The sequence below is a fragment of the Nocardia carnea NBRC 14403 genome (genome assembly GCF_000308515.1).
Classification (GTDB): Bacteria; Actinomycetota; Actinomycetes; order Mycobacteriales; family Mycobacteriaceae; genus Nocardia; species Nocardia carnea.
This window is the reverse complement of record NZ_BAFV01000056.1, coordinates 162882-177868: the sequence shown is the minus strand read 5'-3', so window position 1 is coordinate 177868 and position 14987 is coordinate 162882. Positions and strand designations below refer to the sequence as shown.

14 protein-coding genes are annotated in these 14987 nt (G+C 68.1%); 8 read left to right on the top strand and 6 right to left on the bottom strand.

Features of this window, described 5'->3' with window-relative positions; translation table 11 throughout:
* Positions 1-49: 49 nt before the first annotated feature.
* From ON22_RS20880 to ON22_RS20860, 5 genes are all read right to left on the bottom strand, one after another.
* Positions 50-1186: an Mrp/NBP35 family ATP-binding protein gene (locus tag ON22_RS20880; RefSeq protein WP_033243308.1), complete on the bottom strand. Its 1137-nt coding sequence runs from the start codon at positions 1184-1186 to the stop codon at positions 50-52.
* 19 nt (positions 1187-1205) lie between these two features.
* A complete protein-coding gene (locus ON22_RS20875) occupies positions 1206-2060 on the bottom strand; it encodes a lytic transglycosylase domain-containing protein (RefSeq protein WP_033243307.1) in 855 nt (284 codons plus the stop codon).
* A 314-nt stretch (positions 2061-2374) separates the two neighbouring features.
* Positions 2375-3751, bottom strand: coding sequence for a lytic transglycosylase domain-containing protein (locus tag ON22_RS34795; protein WP_231508415.1), 1377 nt, complete (start codon positions 3749-3751; stop codon positions 2375-2377).
* Positions 3752-3910: 159 nt separating this feature from the next.
* Positions 3911-4522 carry a DUF1003 domain-containing protein gene (locus tag ON22_RS20865; RefSeq protein ID WP_033243306.1) on the bottom strand — a complete coding sequence of 204 codons (612 nt, stop codon included), beginning with the start codon at positions 4520-4522 and terminating at the stop codon, positions 3911-3913.
* A complete protein-coding gene (locus tag ON22_RS20860) occupies positions 4519-5799 on the bottom strand; it encodes a magnesium transporter MgtE N-terminal domain-containing protein (RefSeq protein ID WP_033243305.1) in 1281 nt (426 codons plus the stop codon). Before ON22_RS20860 ends, ON22_RS20865 begins: the two co-directional genes overlap by 4 nt.
* A 53-nt stretch (positions 5800-5852) precedes the next feature.
* On the opposite strand from ON22_RS20860, the gene ON22_RS20855 reads away from it, so the two are divergent.
* The 3 genes from ON22_RS20855 to ON22_RS20845 are packed head-to-tail and all read left to right on the top strand — an operon-like array spanning position 5853 to position 7905.
* The gene (locus ON22_RS20855) at positions 5853-6797 is read left to right on the top strand and encodes an HpcH/HpaI aldolase/citrate lyase family protein (protein ID WP_033243304.1); all 945 of its coding nucleotides are present in this window, start codon (positions 5853-5855) and stop codon (positions 6795-6797) included.
* 31 nt (positions 6798-6828) lie between these two features.
* Positions 6829-7320, top strand: coding sequence for a YflT domain-containing protein (locus ON22_RS20850; RefSeq protein ID WP_033243303.1), 492 nt, complete (start codon positions 6829-6831; stop codon positions 7318-7320).
* A gap of 3 nt (positions 7321-7323) precedes the next feature.
* Positions 7324-7905, top strand: coding sequence for a suppressor of fused domain protein (locus ON22_RS20845; protein ID WP_033243302.1), 582 nt, complete (start codon positions 7324-7326; stop codon positions 7903-7905).
* A 1-nt stretch (position 7906) separates the two neighbouring features.
* On the opposite strand, the gene ON22_RS20840 is transcribed toward ON22_RS20845, so the two are convergent.
* The gene (locus tag ON22_RS20840; RefSeq protein ID WP_033243301.1) at positions 7907-8980 is read right to left on the bottom strand and encodes a magnesium and cobalt transport protein CorA; all 1074 of its coding nucleotides are present in this window, start codon (positions 8978-8980) and stop codon (positions 7907-7909) included.
* A gap of 62 nt (positions 8981-9042) precedes the next feature.
* On the opposite strand from ON22_RS20840, the gene ON22_RS20835 reads away from it, so the two are divergent.
* From ON22_RS20835 to ON22_RS20810, 5 genes are all read left to right on the top strand, one after another.
* On the top strand, positions 9043-9897 hold the full coding sequence (locus ON22_RS20835) for a PHP domain-containing protein (protein ID WP_033243300.1): 855 nt from the start codon (positions 9043-9045) through the stop codon (positions 9895-9897).
* Entirely contained in the window at positions 9894-10160 is a 267-nt protein-coding gene (locus ON22_RS20830) for a hypothetical protein (protein WP_033243299.1), read from the top strand. The genes ON22_RS20835 and ON22_RS20830 overlap by 4 nt, the downstream gene beginning before the upstream one ends.
* A 506-nt stretch (positions 10161-10666) precedes the next feature.
* On the top strand, positions 10667-11872 hold the full coding sequence (locus ON22_RS20820; protein WP_033243297.1) for an NAD(P)-dependent malic enzyme: 1206 nt from the start codon (positions 10667-10669) through the stop codon (positions 11870-11872).
* Between the two features lie 505 nt (positions 11873-12377).
* Positions 12378-13283 (top strand): glycine betaine ABC transporter substrate-binding protein, encoded by a 906-nt coding sequence (locus ON22_RS20815; RefSeq protein WP_255218543.1) that lies wholly within the window; start codon positions 12378-12380, stop codon positions 13281-13283.
* Between the two features lie 212 nt (positions 13284-13495).
* Positions 13496-14974 (top strand): DHA2 family efflux MFS transporter permease subunit, encoded by a 1479-nt coding sequence (locus tag ON22_RS20810; protein WP_033243296.1) that lies wholly within the window; start codon positions 13496-13498, stop codon positions 14972-14974.
* The last annotated feature ends 13 nt before the right edge of the window (positions 14975-14987 follow it).

Sequence of the window (14987 nt, the reverse complement as noted above, 5' to 3'; positions counted from 1 at the left end):
TGCCACCGGATCCGGGGTGACTCACGGCAGGTGCCGGCGGGCGAGTGGTTCAGAGGTGACGAGTCGTATCGATGCCGAGCGACATACCGGCCAGACCGCGGCGGCGGACCGCGAGCTTGTCGGCGACCGCACGCATGGCGACGGAGGCCGCACTGTCCGGGTCCCGCAGCACGATCGGGGTACCCTCGTCGCCGGCTTCGCGCACGGCCTGTTCGATCGGGATCTGGCCGAGTAGCGGCACCTCGGCGCCGACAGCGCGGGTGAGCCGGTCGGCGACCGCCTGCCCGCCGCCGGAGCCGTACAGTTCCATCCGGCTGCCGTCGGGCAGATCCAGCCAGGACATGTTCTCCACCACCCCGGCGATCCGCTGCCGGGTCTGCAAGGCGATGGCGCCCGCGCGTTCGGCGACCTCGGCGGCGGCGATCTGCGGTGTCGTGACCACCAGGATCTCCGCGTTGGGGATCAGCTGGGCAATGGAGATCGCCACATCGCCGGTGCCCGGCGGCAGATCCAGCAGCAGGACGTCCAGATCGCCCCAGAACACATCGGCCAGGAACTGCTGCAGCGCGCGGTGCAGCATCGGGCCGCGCCACACCACGGGGGTGTTGCCCTTGGTGAACTGCGCGATCGAGATCATCTTCACGTCGTGTGCGACCGGCGGCATGATCATCCGCTCGACCTGGGTGGGCCGGGCATCGGTGCCGAGCATCCGGGGGATGGAATGGCCGTAGATATCGGCATCCAGTACCCCGACCGACAGGCCGCGATCCGCGAGCGCGGCGGCGAGGTTCACCGTGACGCTCGACTTACCGACCCCGCCCTTTCCGGACGCGACCGCATACACGCGGGTGAGCGAACCGGGCTGGGCGAACGGGATCACCGGCTCGGCGGAATCGCCGCGCAACTGTTTGCGCAGTTCGGTGCGCTGTTCGTCGCTCATCACATCGAGCTCGACCGAGACCGCACCGACTCCGGGCACATCGGCCACCGCGGTACTCACCCGCTGGGTGATCTCGGTGCGCAACGGGCATCCGGCGGTGGTCAGGTACACCTCGATATGAACATTGCTGTCCGGATCGATCCCGATGCTTTTCACCATGCCCAGTTCGGTGATCGGTTTGCGGATCTCCGGGTCGTCGACCTTTGCGAGGGCGCCCCGCACCTCCGCTTCCGTTACCACTGGCATATTGCCGATGGTAGTGCTGTCAGATCTTGGGGAGTTCCGCGGGCCGGGGTGCGATCCCGGTCTTGTACGACTGGGTCCAGGCCATGACGTTCGCGACATAGGCCATCGAGTTGTTGTAGCGCAGGATGGCCCTGGTCTGCTGGGCGGGATCGTTCATATCCAGATCGCCCGAGCACAGGTATTTACCGGCGGTCAGTGTCGCGTCGTAGTAGTTCTGCGGATCGGAGATCCCGTCGCGGTTGCCGTCCGCGGCGTAATGGGTCCAGGTTTCCGGCAGGAACTGCATCGGGCCCACCGCGCGGTCGTAGCCGCCGTAGCCGTCGAGCGCACCACCGTCGGAATCGTGGATGACATTGTTGCCCGCGAGGCTGCCGTCCAGCGCCGGGCCGAACACCGGGGACAACGCGTTACCGTCGGCGTCCGCCTTGCCGTTGTACATATGGGTGGATTCGACGCGGCCGATACCGGCCAGCATCGTCCAGGACATATTGCAGCCCGGGTTCTCGTCGGCCAGGATCTGCTCCGCTTGGAGGTAGGCGTCCTGGGCGATCCCCGGAATACCCGATGTGGCGACCGGGAGCTCGTTACGGGCGCGATTCGGGTCCAGCGCAACCGTTTTCACCTCGACCGGCGCCTCCGGCGACTGTTTGGCCATGGCGTGCATCACCGTCTCGTCGAACGAGGCGGGCGCCATGGCCTGACCGGGGGCGGCGCCCACGGCGGACAGATGCATCTCGACCGAGGCCGCGGTGGGGTCGGTGGCCATCGCCGCGGCGGCATTGGTGGCCACCACACCCGCCGGTACCAAACCGGTGAGTGCGATAACCGAACCTCGGGTAACGGTGGCAGGTTGTTGTTTACGGTGACGCCCCACGTGCTCAAAGCCCTTCATCTCAACCACAAGCCTGCGGCCGCGGCCGGACTCGTTGCCCGGCCGTGACCTTCGCCGTCGAGACTACCGCATCCGAGACCAGTTTGTTACTACCTCGTGACCATCATTTCGGCGTGAATGCGACGTCGATTGGGGAAGGAAAGCAGCGGCGCCGCATACGGACCCGGCGCCCGCCGCAACGGAGCCCGGCTGCGATGCGTGTTGTCCGGACCGGCCGACGGGCCGGGGCGCGGGTGAATTCGGTGAGTCCCATAAGGGTGCCCCGGGTGGTATTCAGTCGGGGGCCGCCGGGGCTGTCAGGCAGGCGGGGCGGGTTCGGCCGGCGCCGGGGCGGTATCGGCGGGCGGTGGGGGTGGTACGGCGTCCGCGGGTGTGGGGGCCGCCGGGCCGGGAACCAACGCGATGGGCAGCGGGATGACCAGCCCGCCCGGCAGGGTGATGGAGGGAGGTGCGGGCGCCGGCGCCGGCGCCGCCTGCACGTCCGGGTTGTCCTCGGGGGCGGGAGGTGCCGGCTGGTTCTGCGGAACCCCCTGCGGTGCAGGAGCTTCCGGTGCGGGCGCATCCGGTGCCGCGGGAGCGGGGGCTCCCGGTTCGGCCGGGGCGCCCGGCCCCGCGGGTGCGCCGGGCGCGGCCGGTGCGCCGGGTCCGGGTGCGGGGAGTGCTTGGCCGACCTTCGGCGACCCCGGCGCGGGCGGGCAGAGCAAACCGCAGGGGATGGGCGGCAATCCGGGGATGCGGATCATCGGCTCGGGCCGCGGGGTCTGCACCGCCAGTTCGGGCGGGGGCGGCGGAACCGGCGTATCCGTCTGTGCGGCCAGCAGGTCCGGCGATCCCGGCGGGAGCTGGGTGGGGGCGCTGCCGGGTGGGACGAGGCCCGGCGACGGGATGACCGGTGCGGACCGGCCGCCGGTGCGGTAGGCCGCCGACCAGCTCAGCACCTCGGCCGCATACGCCATCGAGTTGTTGTAGCGCAGGACGGCACGCAGTTCCTGTTGTGAATCGCGCAGATTCAGCCCGCCCGAGCAGAGATACTTACCGGCGCCCAGGGCGGCGTCGAAGACATTGTGCGGGTCGGTGTGGCCGTCGGCGTTACCGTCGGCGGCGTAGCGCGACCAGGTGCCGGGCAGGAACTGCATCGGACCCAGCGCGCGGACGTACCCACCGTCGGTGGCTCGGATGATCTCGTTCCCCGGCAGGGTGCCGTCCAGTGCCGGACCCAAGATGGGCGGATCGGTCGTTCCGGCGGCGTCGGTGCGCCCGTTGCTCGCATGACCCGATTCGATGCGGCCGATCCCGGCGAGCAGGTTCCAAGTGAGTCCGCAGCCGGGTGTCGAGGACTGTAGCGCCAGTTCGGCGTTGCGGTAGGCGGCCAGCACGATCTCCGGGATACCGAACGCGCCGCTGCCGCTCGGCAGGGCGATGCTCTGTAACGGAACGGTACCGGCGAAGGGGGGGATTCCGTCGGCCGGCACCGGGCTCAGCGCCCGGAGTTTCCGGGGTGTAGTGGGCTCGACCGGCAGCATTCCGAGTGTCTGGGTCAATGGGGCTTCGGCGTCTTCGGTGGCGTCTCCGGCCTGTCCGGCATTCGCCGCGAGTCTGGCTCCGGGAGCTTCCGGCGGTGTCGACGACATGGTGGTGTGGGCGGCGGAACCACTCGCTACCAGGCCTGCCATGACCAGAGCCGACATTGCCACAGGGGTAGGTATCCGCATTCGGCTCCACCGTTCCTCTATGTCACAGGTGAGCGACCGTCTCGGACATTCCCGTACGGCGCGCTCGGGACAACGTGATCCAGGTTACCTACCGGTCAGGAGCATATTGTGGATTTCCGGTCATTCATCGGCGACAGGCGGTGAAATCGGGCCCGTAACCGGCTTGTGACCGGAGGTTTTCTTGCGTTTCGGCTTGGTTGCTTTGTCCGGGCCGCGCGTCGGCCCGACTCCCGTCGTGTACTCGATCCGCTCCAGAGCATCGCGGATCTCGTCGAGTTCGCGGCGCAGATAGTCACGGGTCGCGACCTCGCCCACCGCCAGGCGCAACGCCGCCAGCTCCCGGGCCAGGAACTCGGTATCGGCCTTGGTCTGCGCGGCCCGCAGCCGGTCCTCCTCGAGGGAGACCCGGTCGCGGTTGTCCTGCCGGTTCTGCGCCAGCAGGATCAGCGGCGCGGCATAGGCGGCCTGGGTGGAGAACGCCAGGTTCAGCAGGATGAACGGGTACGGATCCCAGCGCAGCGTGATCACGAAGACGTTCAGCACGATCCAGACGATCACGATCACCGTCTGGATCGCCAGATAACGCCCGGTGCCCAGGAACCGGGCGACCCGTTCGCTGCCGCGTGCCAGTGCCTCGGCATCCCAATCGAAGCGGAACCGGGTTCCGACGGGGGTCTCCAGTCGCTGCCGCGCACTGGAGACCGCCCGGCCCGCCGTGTTCTTGTCGGTCACGGCCGCACACCTTCGTACAGTTGTTCGTCCTCACGCCAATCGGGCGGCAGCAGATGGTCGAGGACATCGTCGACGCTCACCGCGCCCAGCAGATGGTTCTGTTCGTCGACCACCGGCCCGCACACCAGGTTGTAGGTGGCGAAATACCGGGTCACCGCAGCGAGTGGCAGTTCCGGCCGCAGGGTCGCCAGATCGACGTCCAGGATTCCGCCCACCAGATGCGCCGGCGGTTCGCGCAACAGCTGCTGCAGATGGACACAGCCCAGATAGCGGCCGGTCGGGGTGGCCGTCGGTGGACGCACGACGAACACCACCGACGCCAGCGCAGGTGTCAGATCGGGGTCGCGGACCCGGGCCAGCGCCTCGGCCACCGTGGTCGACGGCGACAGGACCACCGGTTCCGGCGTCATCAGCCCGCCCGCGGTATCCGGGGAATGTTCGAGCAGCCGGCGCACCGGCTCGGATTCCTGCGGATCCATCAGCGTCAGCAGGGATTCGGCTTCGTTCTCCGGCAGGCCGCCCAGCAGATCGGCGGCATCGTCGGGGTCCATCGCCTCGAGGACATCGGCCGCGCGGGTCATCTCCAGCTGGCCGAGCAGGTCCAGCTGGTCGTCACCGGAGAGTTCCTGGACGACATCGGCGAGCCGCTCGTCGTCGAGGGCGAGTGCCACCTCCAGGCGTCGTTTGGCGGGCAGTTCCCGCAACATATGCGCGACATCGGCTGCGCGCCGGCCTTCGAACTGCTCGAGCAATGTGCTGACGTCCTGGCCCGGACGGTCGATCTCGTACGGCGTCAAGCCCTCGACCCGGGCCCAATCCACCACATGCACCGTCCGACGCCGCCCCAGCCGGCGATGCCCGCGCACCGCGACCCGGGAGACCCGCCAGTCCCGGGTGCGGGTCAGCGCGATCCCGAGATCGACCACGAAAACGTCCACCCCCGCCAGATCCGGGAGATCGGGATCGTCGACATGCACCGTGGAATCCACGATCTGCGCCATGGCCAGCAGCTCCCCGGGGCGCTGCGCGAAACGCCGCAGGCTGACATTGCCGGTGTTCAGCGTGACCGAACCAGGTTCGATACTGGTCACCCGCAGCATCGGGACGAAGATCCGCCGCCGGGTCGGCAACTCCACCACCAGACCGTGCACACGCGGTTCCTGCCGGTCGTACCGGATGGCCACCACCACGTCGCGTACGCGGCCGATAGACTCGCCGTCCGGCCCCAGCACCGCCAGGCCGGTCAGCCTGGCGACATACACCCTGGTAGCTGCCATGAGTGCCAGGCTAGATGTTCCGGGGCCGGACCGGGTCGACCACAGGAGTGTTGATGAAGCCGCGCCGTTCCGTCCTTGCCGTGCCGGGCAGCAACCCGAAAATGATCGCCAAGGCCAAAGGCCTACCGGTCGACGAGGTGTTCCTGGATCTCGAGGATGCCGTCGCCCCCGGGGCGAAAGCCGCCGCCCGCGCCAATATCGTGGCGGCCCTCAACGATTCCGGCTGGGGTGAGCAGCTGCGGGTGGTCCGGGTGAACGACTGGACCACCCAGTGGACCTACGCGGATGTGATCTCCGTGGTCGACGGCGCCGGCACCGCGCTCGACGCGATCCTGCTGCCCAAGGTCACCGACGCGGGTCAGGTACGGGCCCTCGATCTGCTGCTGAGCCAGTTGGAGCGCGCCAACGGGATCGAACCCGGCCGGATCGGGATCGAACCGCAGATCGAGAACGCGCTGGGGCTGCGCAATATCGACGAGATCGCCACCGCCGGCCCCCGGGTGCAGACGCTGGTCTTCGGGCCTGCGGATTTCATGGCGAGTATCAATATGCGCACCCTCGTGGTCGGCGAACAGCCCGAGGGCTACGACACCGGCGACGCCTACCACCACATCCTGATGACCATCCTGCTCACCGCCCGCGCACACGGCCTGCAGGCGATCGACGGCCCCTATCTGCAGATCCGCGATATCGACGGTTTCCGGCGCGCGGCCGGACGCACTGCGGCTCTGGGCTTCGACGGGAAATGGGTGTTGCACCCGAGCCAGGTCGACGCCGCCAACGAAATCTTCAGCCCTCGGCAGGCCGATTACGACCACGCTGAAATGATCCTCGACGCCTACGCCTATCACACGTCCGCCGAAGGCGGCGCGCGCGGAGCGGTGATGCTGGGCGACGAAATGATCGATGAGGCCAGCGCGAAAATGGCGGTCGTCATCGCGGAAAAAGGCCGCGTCGCCGGTATGAAGAGGACAACAACATTTACCGCCCCCGAATAGCCGGACGAGCTCGGGGCGGCACAATAGAAACATGACTAATCCCCTGGGGAGTTCGAATCGGGGCAGACAGGGTCTGCCCACGCCGCCTTCGGGATGGCCGGTCGGTTCGTACCCGACCTATGCCGAGGCGCAGCGTGCCGTGGATTATCTGGCGGACAACCAGTTCCCAGTGCAGAACGTGACCATTGTCGGCGTCGATCTCATGCAGGTCGAGCGGGTGCTGTACCGGCTGAACTGGGGCAAGGTCATCGGTGGGGGTGTGGTGTCGGGGGCCTGGCTCGGCTTGTTCCTCGGTTTGCTGCTGAGCTTGTTCACCACCAACGGGATGGCGGGTCCGCTGCTGGTGGGCCTGGTCGGCGGCATTATTTTCGGGGTCATCTCCACCACGATCCCGTACGCCGCGACCCGCGGTCAGCGTGATTTCGCATCGACCATGCAGTTGGTGGCCGGCCGCTACGACGTGCTGTGCGATCCGAAAACCGCCGAACAGGCGCGGGATATGCTCGCCCGGCTGGCCATCTAGCGGATGGATGTGAGCGAGCGGGTGCGTGCCGCTGTGGTACGCCATTTCGAGGTGGATACGGCTGCCGTGGACACCGCGTCGGTGACGTTCCTGGGGCTCGAACCCATCGAGATCCTGCGGATCGCCGGTGACGGTGTGGTGCATTACGCGACCGTCGGCGGCTCCCGGCATCCGATGGGTGATCCGTCCGACCTCCTGGCCGACCCGGTCCGCGGGCCGCGGGCCGAACTGCTGCTCACCCTGCGGGCCGGGGCGGGTAGCGGCGCCGGGGTGGCCCGGTCGCTGGGCGTGCTCGCCGCGTCGCCCGCGGTGGAAGGTGTTGTCCTGCAGGCGGATGCTCTACTGGATGTGGGCGAGCCGCTGTGGCGTGAGGCCCCGTTCACGGCCGTACTGCTGGGCGCCGGGGAGATACCCGATGTGGAGTTACCCGAACCGGCCGACCCGGTCCGGTACTTCGCGGTGACGCCGGTGACGGCCACCGAAGCCGCATGGGTGCGCCTGCGCGGTGCGCAGGCGCTGCGGGACGCTTGGACCGAAGCCGGGATCGATGTGCTGGACCCGGCCCGCGGCGCGGCCTCGCTGTGATTCAGAGCCAGTTGTTGCGGCGGAACAGGGCCAGCAGGGTGCCGCAGACGGCGAAGATGAACAGGAGCACCACCGGATAACCCCAGGTGGTTTTCAGCTCCGGCATATGTTCGAAATTCATCCCGTAGATTCCGGCGATCATTGTGGGTACGGCGGCCACCGCCACCCACGCCGATATCTTGCGCATATCCGTATTCTGCTGAACGGTGATCTTGGCGAGTGCCGCGTTGATGAGTGAGCTCAGCGCATCGTCGAAATCGGTGATCCGTTCCGCGACCGCGGTGTGATGGTCGGCGACGTCACGCAGATAGCGCCGGATCTCCGCGTCCAACGGCAGATCGGTGTTGTGGACGAGGGTGTGCAGCGGCAGTGCCAGTGGATTCACCGCCCGGCGTAGTTCCACCACTTCCCGTTTGAGCTGATAGATCGATTCGACGGTGACCGGTGACCGGGGAGTGAAGATTTCTTCTTCCATGGCGTCGATATCGAATTCCACCGATTGCACGACCTCGATATAGGAGTCGACCACATGGTCGGCTATCGCGTGCAGGACCGAGCCGGGGCCCAGGCGTAACCGCTCGGGATCAGCTTCCAGCCCGCGCCGCACGACCGAAAGCGGTGAATGTTCGCCGTGCCGGACGGCGATCACGAAATCGGGCGCGAGGAATATCAGCAGCTCGCCGGTTTCCACGATCTCGCTGACGCTGTGCAGTTCGTGTTCCCGGTAGGCGACGGTACGCATGACCATCACCAGCGCGGTGTCGTAGCGTTCCAGTTTCGGCCGCTGGTGGGCCTGTACCGCGTCCTCGACGGCCAGTGCGTGCAACCCGAACGTTTCGGCGACCTCGGCCATCTGGGTGTCATCGGGATCGTGCAGGCCGAGCCAGACGAATCCGCCGTGTTCGCGCGCGGCGGCGAGTGCACTTTTGTGGGTGTGCCGTCCGGGCAGCCGCTCGCCGTCCACATAGACAGCGCAATCGACGACTGCGCGGGCGGTGGGAACCCGGATATGCGAGGCCGAACGAGAAGGCCGCGACCGTCCCGGACTGTGGAACGGCAGCGGCAGGGAGGGCACAGGGCGATGCTAGCCCGCCACCGCGACCGGCACCGGGAACCCGCACTGACAGACTGGATGGCGTGCGCATCGACCTGCATACCCACACCACCGCCTCCGACGGCACCGATACCCCGGCCGATCTGGTGCGGAACGCGGCTGCTGCCGGTCTGGACGTGGTCGCGATCACCGACCACGACACCACTGCCGGCTGGGCGGAGGCCGAGGCAGCGCGCCCGGCCGGGCTCTCGCTGGTCCGGGGGATGGAGATGTCGTGTATCGGCCGCGGAATCGACGGCTGGCCGGTATCGGTGCATCTGTTGGCCTACCTGTTCGACCCGGCCGATGCCGGTTTCGCGGCCGAACGTGAACGGCTACGCGGCGAACGGGTCCAGCGCCTACGTGCCATGGCCGAACAGATGGCCGCCGACGGATTACCCGTGGACCCGGACGCCGTGCTCGCCTCGGCCGGCCCGGCCGCGGGGCGCCCGCATCTGGCCCGCGCGCTGGTGGAGGCGGGTGTCGTGCCCAGTGTGGAAGCCGCCTTCGCGCAGCTGCTGTCCGCGAACGGCCCTTATTACGTGGAGAAGGCCGATACTCCGCTGCACCGGGCGGTGGAGATGATCGCCGATGCCGGCGGGGTGAGCGTGCTCGCGCACGGCCGGGCCCGCTCTCGCGGCCGGCTGCTCGACCTCGCGGAGATCCCGGATCTCGCCGCACTGGGGCTGGGCGGCCTGGAAATCGACCACCCCGACCACAATGCCCCGGACCGGACCGCGCTACGCGAACTGGCCGGCGAATACGGCCTGCTGACCACCGGGTCCTCGGACTATCACGGTGCGAACAAAACCATCGCGCTGGGCGCCTGCACCACCGACCCGGCACAGTTCGAGAAGCTCGCCGGCCGAGCCACCGGTGTGCCGGTGCTGGCGTCATGAAAGTCGTGCGCGGACTCAGCGGGTCCATTGCGGCAGGGCTGGTCGTCCTGGCCTGCGTCGTGGTGGGTGCGGCAATGATCGGCGCGCGTCGTGGGTTCCCGGGCCCGGGGGCGGAATCGGTCGGCTGGCATATCGCGATTGCGGCGATAGCCGTTGCGGCGCAGGTGTATTCGGACCGCAAACGCGGCGCCGCGACATTCGTCGTCGCCGTGTTCGTGCTCGGCGCCGCAACACTGCTGCTGTGGACGCAGTGGTGGATGTAGCCGGACGGCCGGATTTCACCGCGCGCACCGCTACGCCGCCCAGGGTTCTCACCCCGGGCTTCCCGGAGCCGGGAGTTTCCCCTTACGGGAAGGTAATGCCCGCGACTTAGGCTGAGCCGGTGGTGTTCGATACACGATCCGCGGTGCCGGTTTGGCGTTCCGCACCGGACCTGGCACAATGTTGCGGATTCCCGATCGTTGCCACCGCCGGGTCGGGGATATCGGGCGCCCACCGCCACGCGACGCACCATCGCAGCCGGAGCCGGGCGCCGGTCGAGTTCTGCCGGACCAACCCGTCCGAAATCCGCCCGGAGGGCAGCTGCCCGAAATCAGTGCTGCCACCTTTCGTCTCGCCCCGGACTCTCCGGGCCTCCGGGTTACGGCACCACCGGGAAACATCCTGGTCGCGCCACCGATGAACGATATGACGCAGATAACACCAAATACCCGGCGGTAACCGTCCACCGGTTACGACCGCAACCAGCAGGAGTGAAATCGTGTCCTCTGTGACTGACGCACCGAACGCCACCGCCAGCAAAAAAGAGGCCGAAGACCTCGCGGCGATCACTCACGAGGAGATCTTCGCCGGTCACCTCGGGGGCAAGCTCTCGGTTGAGCTCAGCTCTCCCCTGGAGACCCAGCGCGACCTCTCGATCGCCTATACCCCCGGGGTAGCGCAGGTGAGCCGCGCGATCGCCGAGGACGAGAAACTGGCGAAGCGCTACACCTGGACCGACCGCCTGGTGGTCGTCGTCAGCGACGGCTCCGCGGTGCTGGGCCTCGGTGATATCGGCCCGCGTGCCTCCCTGCCGGTGATGGAGGGTAAATCGGCGCTGTTCAAGAAGTTCGCCGGGCTCGACTCCATCCCGATCGTGCTCGATACCAAGGATGTCGACGAAATCGTCGAAACCCTGGTGCGCCTGCGGCCCAGCTTCGGCGCCGTGAACCTCGAAGACATCTCCGCGCCGCGCTGCTTCGAAATCGAGAAGCGGGTCGTCGAAGCGCTGGACTGCCCCGTGATGCACGACGACCAGCACGGCACCGCCATCGTGGTGCTGGCGGCGCTGAACGGCGCGGCCAAGGTGCAGGGCCGGCCGACCTCGGGCCTGAAGGTCGTCGTCTCCGGCGCCGGCGCCGCGGGTGTCGCGTGCACCAATATCCTGCTCGCCGCCGGTATCCCCGATGTGACCGTGCTGGATTCCAAGGGCATCGTCAGCCGGGACCGCGCCGACCTCAACGCGATCAAGGCCGATCTCGCCGAGCGCACCAACCCGCGCGGCCTCACCGGCTCCGCGGCGGACGCGCTCACCGGCGCCGATGTGTTCCTGGGCCTGTCCGCGGGCACCATCGGTGAAGATCTCATCGCCTCGATGGCACCGGAATCGATCGTGTTCGCCATGTCCAACCCGGACCCGGAGATCCACCCGGAAATCGCCCGCAAGTACGCCGGTATCGTCGCCACCGGCCGCAGTGATTTCCCGAACCAGATCAACAATGTGCTGGCCTTCCCCGGTGTGTTCAAGGGCGCGCTCGACGCGGGCGCTCGCCGGATCACCGAGGGAATGAAGATCGCTGCCGCCGAAGCGATCCTCGGCGTGGTCGCCGACGAACTCGCGGTCGACAAGATCGTGCCCAGCCCGCTCGACCCCCGGGTCGCCCCGGCTGTTGCCGACGCGGTCGCCGCCGCCGCCCGCGCGGAAGGCGTCGCCTGATAGATCGTTCCGCCTTACCCGGGCGGTAACCCAGCTGCAGCACCCGGTCGTCACCAATGACCGGGTGCTGTAGTTTTTGGCGCTGTATTTTTTTGCGCCGCCTCCGGCGGCGCGGGTTTTGGCCCCCCTTGGTCCCTAACCTCTCAGGGCCTCGCTGAACTCGGCTGCGCCGCTGGGCGCGTTGGGTTCGGTGCGGGCCGAAAACTTTCAGGGCTTCGCTGGACTCGGCACCGCCGTTGGTTGCGTGAGGGCGCACACGATGTGTGGTATCCGGACAGCGTCGAACGAGTCGCCGCAATGGCCAGGTACGCGGTACCGAATGTGGCCGCCTTCCCTGGGACGTGAAGACCGGGAGGCGGGCTGATCCCGGGCTTGTCCGGCCAGGGGGTCGCGGTGCCGGTGTGGACGTCGTGGGGTGCAGGTTATCGGGAGCGGCGGCGGCGGTAGATTCGGGCTGTTGTCGGGTGCCCGGGACCGGGTGCGGCGGACTGGTTACGGGAAGTGGGTGTCGCGCGCGATGGTGCTGACCGCGTCGGTGCGTGTGGTGGGGCGGATGCTGGTACCGGCGCTTGCCGTGCTGGCTGTTTCCTGCGGATCCGGGGAGGCGGCCGATCCGCTGGTGGTGGGGGCGCAGCAGCCGGCGCAATCGCGGGTGCTGGCCGAGATCTATGCGCAGGCGCTGGCGCGGACCGGGACGGCGGTCCGGGTGGAGCCCGGGCTGGGGGATCGCGCCGAGATGCTGGCCGCATTGGCGGCGGGGACCGTCGCGGTGGCGGCCGACCACAACGGTGCGTTGCTCGCCGAGTTGAATACGGGGGCGGACGCCGAGACGGTCGAGGCCGTGACCGAGGAACTGAACGGGTCGCTGCCCCAGGACACCGTTACCGCCGATCCCGCCGACGGCACCGATTTCGAACCCCGGGTACTGGTCACCACTGCCACCGCCGAACAACAGGGAATCGGGTCGGTCGAAGATCTCGCGAATCGGTGTTCCGGCCTGACCGCGGGGACGGCGGCAGTGCCGGGCCTGCTGGACCTTCCCGCGGCCGCGACGCGGATCGCGGGGTGTGAATTCACCGCGACCCAGCAGTTCACCGACCCCGCCGAACTGCGGCAGGCCCTGGTCGACGGCCGGATTCAGGTGGCCGTGCTGGGGGGTCCGGCCGAGTTCTTGCCCGGCGGTACCGACGGCCTGGCCGTGCTGGCCGATTCCGGGGAGGCGATCCGTGCGCAGAATCCGGTGGCCGTCCTCCGCAAGGGTGTGCTGGACGAGGAGCAGACCGAGAAACTGAACTATGTGGCGGGTGAACTGACGACCGACGAACTCGCCGCACTGGTACTGCGTATGCGCGACGAGGGCGCCGATCCGGCGGAACTGGCGCGAACCTGGCTGGACGCCCACGGTCTGTAGCAAGGGTTACGATCGGTCCGAAATGCCCGGAATGTTGGTGCGGCCCGCGACGTCGTACATGTAGTCCGGAGTGATACGGCAGGAACGGCCGGCCGTTGCTGTGTGCCCTGCCGACGGGTGCCCCTGATCGGTGGCCGGCCGGGTGATGCGGCGCACCGCGACAGGATCCATGAGCCGGCGCATCCCGCGCCGCCGGGACAGGAATGGAATCTATGCCCACTCAACGTAATCCGTGGCTGGCCTTGGGCGCCCTGGTCGTCGGATTCTTCATGATCCTGCTCGATGTGACCATCGTGGCAGTCGCGAACCCGGCGATCATGGCCGATCTGCACGCCGATATCTCCAGTGTCATCTGGGTGACCAGCGCCTATCTGCTCACCTACGCGGTACCGCTGCTCATCACGGGACGGCTCGGGGACAGGTTCGGTCCCAAGAACATCTATCTGATCGGCCTGACGGTGTTCACGCTGGCCTCGCTGTGGTGCGGGCTGTCCGGCGATATCGAAGCCCTGATCGCGGCACGCGCGGTGCAGGGGCTGGGTGCCGCGCTCATGACACCGCAGACCATGGCGGTGATCACCCGGACCTTCCCGCCGGACGGCCGCGGCGCCGCGATGGGCCTGTGGGGTGCTGTCGCCGGGCTGGCGACCCTGATCGGCCCGATTCTGGGCGGTGTGCTGGTCGACGGGCTCGGCTGGGAATGGATCTTCATCGTCAACGTGCCGGTCGGGATCGTCGCGTTCGTGCTCGCGGTCTGGCTGGTGCCGTCCCTACCGACGCATGAGCACAAGTTCGACCTACTGGGGGTCGTGCTGAGCGCGACCGGCATGTTCCTGCTGGTATTCGGTATCCAGGAGGGCAATGCCAACGATTGGTCGGTCACCATCTGGTCGATGATCGGCGCGGGGCTCGCGGTGCTGGCCGTTTTCCTGGTGACCCAGGCGCGCGGGTCCGGGGAACCGCTGCTGCCGCTGAGTCTTTTCCGCGATCGTAATTTCTCGATGTCGACTCTGGCCATCGCGAGTATGGGCGCGGCGACTACTGCCGTGATGGTGCCGATCTACTTCTACCTGCAGGCCGTGCACGGTATGACGCCCACCCGGTCTGCGCTGGTCCTCGCCCCGATGGCGATCCTCTCCGGTGTAGCGGCACCGGTGGTGGGCAAGCTGTCGGGGCGGTGGCATCCTCGCCTCATCCCGACCACCGGGTTCCTGTTGTTCGCGCTGGCGGTCGCCTGGCTGGCTCTGGTGATGCGGAACCCGCACGCGAATATCACCTGGATGGTGCTCGGGGGTGCGGTCGCGGGCCTGTCCAATGCGTTCATCTGGGCGCCGTTGGCCACCACCGCCACCCACAACTTGCCGATCCACCAGGCCGGGGCCGGTGCGGGGGTCTACAACACCACCCGGCAGGTGGGCGCGGTGCTCGGCAGCGCCGCGATCAGTGCGCTGGTGGCGTCCCGGATGAGCGCCCAAGGTCTGGGCGGGGCTCCGGCCGGTGAGGGGATGGGCGCCGGTCAGGTTCCCGAACCGGTACAGCAGCCGTTCAGTACCGCGTTGAGTGAGGCGACGTTCCTGCCCGCGGTGCTGCTCCTGGTCGGCGTGGTGGCCTCCGCGCTGTTCATCCGCCACCCCACCGCCGGGCCTGCGGGTCCGGCGGAGACGCCCAAGGCGGATTCGCTGACCCGCTGATACACGAAAACGC

Coding starts and splice junctions, on each gene's coding strand:
- ON22_RS20880 (WP_033243308.1), bottom strand. CDS start 1,186: ATGCCAGTGGTAACGGAAGCGGAGGTGCGGGGCGCCCTCGCAAAGGTC.
- ON22_RS34795 (WP_231508415.1), bottom strand. CDS start 3,751: ATGGCAGGCCTGGTAGCGAGTGGTTCCGCCGCCCACACCACCATGTCG.
- ON22_RS20860 (WP_033243305.1), bottom strand. CDS start 5,799: ATGGCAGCTACCAGGGTGTATGTCGCCAGGCTGACCGGCCTGGCGGTG.
- ON22_RS20855 (WP_033243304.1), top strand. CDS start 5,853: ATGAAGCCGCGCCGTTCCGTCCTTGCCGTGCCGGGCAGCAACCCGAAA.
- ON22_RS20850 (WP_033243303.1), top strand. CDS start 6,829: ATGACTAATCCCCTGGGGAGTTCGAATCGGGGCAGACAGGGTCTGCCC.
- ON22_RS20845 (WP_033243302.1), top strand. CDS start 7,324: ATGGATGTGAGCGAGCGGGTGCGTGCCGCTGTGGTACGCCATTTCGAG.
- ON22_RS20830 (WP_033243299.1), top strand. CDS start 9,894: ATGAAAGTCGTGCGCGGACTCAGCGGGTCCATTGCGGCAGGGCTGGTC.
- ON22_RS20810 (WP_033243296.1), top strand. CDS start 13,496: ATGCCCACTCAACGTAATCCGTGGCTGGCCTTGGGCGCCCTGGTCGTC.